The 1,872-nt window shown below is 69.5% G+C and carries 2 protein-coding genes and 1 pseudogene; 2 read left to right on the top strand and 1 reads right to left on the bottom strand.

Features of this window, described 5'->3' with window-relative positions; all coding sequences use genetic code 11:
• Nucleotides 1-670: DUF4214 domain-containing protein (locus tag IBL25_RS21015; RefSeq protein WP_187780459.1), on the top strand; the 670-nt coding region annotated here is incomplete at its 5' end.
• A 124-nt stretch (nt 671-794) separates the two neighbouring features.
• Nucleotides 795-1,574: an alpha/beta fold hydrolase gene (locus tag IBL25_RS21010; protein ID WP_187780458.1), complete on the top strand. Its 780-nt coding sequence runs from the start codon at nt 795-797 to the stop codon at nt 1,572-1,574.
• A gap of 61 nt (nt 1,575-1,635) precedes the next feature.
• Here the strand turns inward: IBL25_RS21010 and IBL25_RS21005 are convergent.
• Nucleotides 1,636-1,872 (bottom strand): annotated as a pseudogene (locus IBL25_RS21005) (F0F1 ATP synthase subunit B); the annotation flags it as partial.

Below are 1,872 nucleotides of genomic sequence, written 5' to 3'. Positions count from 1 at the left end.
GCTGCTGCTGCTGCTGCTGCTGCTGCTGCTGCTGCTGCTGCTGCTGCTGGGCCAGCTGGCCGACGCAGCGGACCCCGCGCAAGCGGTGCTGGCGCTGCCCGGGCAGCTATGGCCCGGCGCCGATGACCACGCCTTTGTGGAACAGCTTTACCAGGATGCGCTGGGCCGCGCGCCGGAACCGGCGGGGCTCGCCCATTGGCTGGCGGTGCTCTCCGGGAACGGGGGACGGACAGCGGCCCTGGCGGGAATTGCCGGCAGCGCCGAGGCGCGGGGGCATGACGACCTGCCCGCCACCGGCCTTTGGGCCGCCGAACCAGCCGCCGCCACCGTGCAGCAACTCTATCACGCCATTCTGGGGCGGCAGGCCGAGCCAGCCGGGCTGAGCGCCACGATGGCCGCGCTGCAAGCCGGAGCGACCCGGGCGGAACTGGCGTGGAACATGCTGCACAGCCCCGAATTCGCCACGCTGCAAGGCGATGGGGAGCTGATCGAGACTCTCTACCAAGCCGCCCTGCACCGGGCGCCGGAGCCGGAAGGCGAGGCACTCTGGGCCGCTCTGCTGAGCCAGGGCCTACTCGATCCCGCTAGTCTGGCGCTGGCAATCGCCGACAGCGCCGAATACGCCGGGCTGCATGCAAATGCCGGGCAGCCCTTCATCCTGGCACCCTGATATCTTGATGCAGCGTCGCAATAGCATTGTTCTGCTCAAGCCAGCAGACAGAGTGCTTACATCATGCCACATCATCTGCTGGTAAAGCGGCGCCCCTTGCCGCCGAACGGAATGGGATCTCCGGATGTTCATCGACTTGGCGGATATGCTCGTCCACTACGTGGTGGAAGGGCCGGAAACAGCGCCCCCGCTGCTGCTGCTACATTCCATCGGCACCACACAGAGCATCTGGGATGCCCAGGCCAAGGCCCTGGCCGGCCGGTTCCGCGTCATCCGCCCCGATATGCGCGGCCATGGCATGAGCAGCATCACGCCAGGCGATTACAGCATGCGCCAACTCGCACAGGATGCGCTGGCGCTGCTGGATGCCCTGGGCATCCGGCGGGCGCATGTGGCCGGCACCTCCATCGGCGGACGTATCGCGCAGCAGATCGCGGTGGAAGCGCCGGAGCGGATGCTCTCGCTCTGCCTGCTGAACACCGCGCTGGAATTCCCCTCGCCGGCCCGTTGGCAAGGCATCATCGACGATGTCAGGCGCGAGGGCACCAAGGTGCTGGCCGATGCGGTGATGCCGCGCTGGGTGGTGGATACCACCCTGCCCTCCTCCCGCGGCCTGCGCCGGATGCTGCTGCGAACCGACAAGACCGGCTATGCGGGCGCCGCCTGCGCCCTGCGCGATGCCACCGCCGCCGATATCCTGGGCCGTATCCAGGCGCCCTGCACGGTAATCGCCGGGGAGCGTGACCCCGCCGCCCCGGCCGAGGCCGTAACGGCCCTCCAGGCCGCCATCCCGGGTGCGGAACTGGTGATGCTGCCCGGTGCCGGCCACATCACCACCTATGAATTCGCCGATGCCGTGACGGCGCAGATGCAGACGCATTTCGACCGCCTCAGCATCACCTGAGGCACAAAAAAAGCGGGGGTCCCGAAGGACCCCCGCCTTGCGTCTTCTCAGCCCGGCCCGGTCAGGCGGCGCGCAGCGCGCGCGGCAGGTCGGACACGGCCTTGTCGATCAGCGCAGCATCGGCCTTCGCGTCCAGCTTCTCCGCGATCACGGTCCGCGCGGCGGCGGCGGCGATATCGGCGGCGGCATTGCGTACCTCAGCCAGGGCGCCGGCCTCGGCGGCATGGATGCGGTCCATCGCCATGCGCTCGCGGCGCTTGGCGGCGGCCTCGGCCTCGGCGGCGGTGGCGGCGGCCAC

This window comes from Pseudoroseomonas ludipueritiae (assembly GCF_014490445.1).
Taxonomy (GTDB): Bacteria; Pseudomonadota; Alphaproteobacteria; order Acetobacterales; family Acetobacteraceae; genus Pseudoroseomonas; species Pseudoroseomonas ludipueritiae.
This window is presented reverse-complemented; position numbering and strand designations above follow the sequence as displayed.

Excerpts from the sequence above, each read along its gene's own strand:
- IBL25_RS21010 (WP_187780458.1), top strand. The coding sequence starts at position 795 with ATGTTCATCGACTTGGCGGATATGCTCGTCCACTACGTGGTGGAAGGG.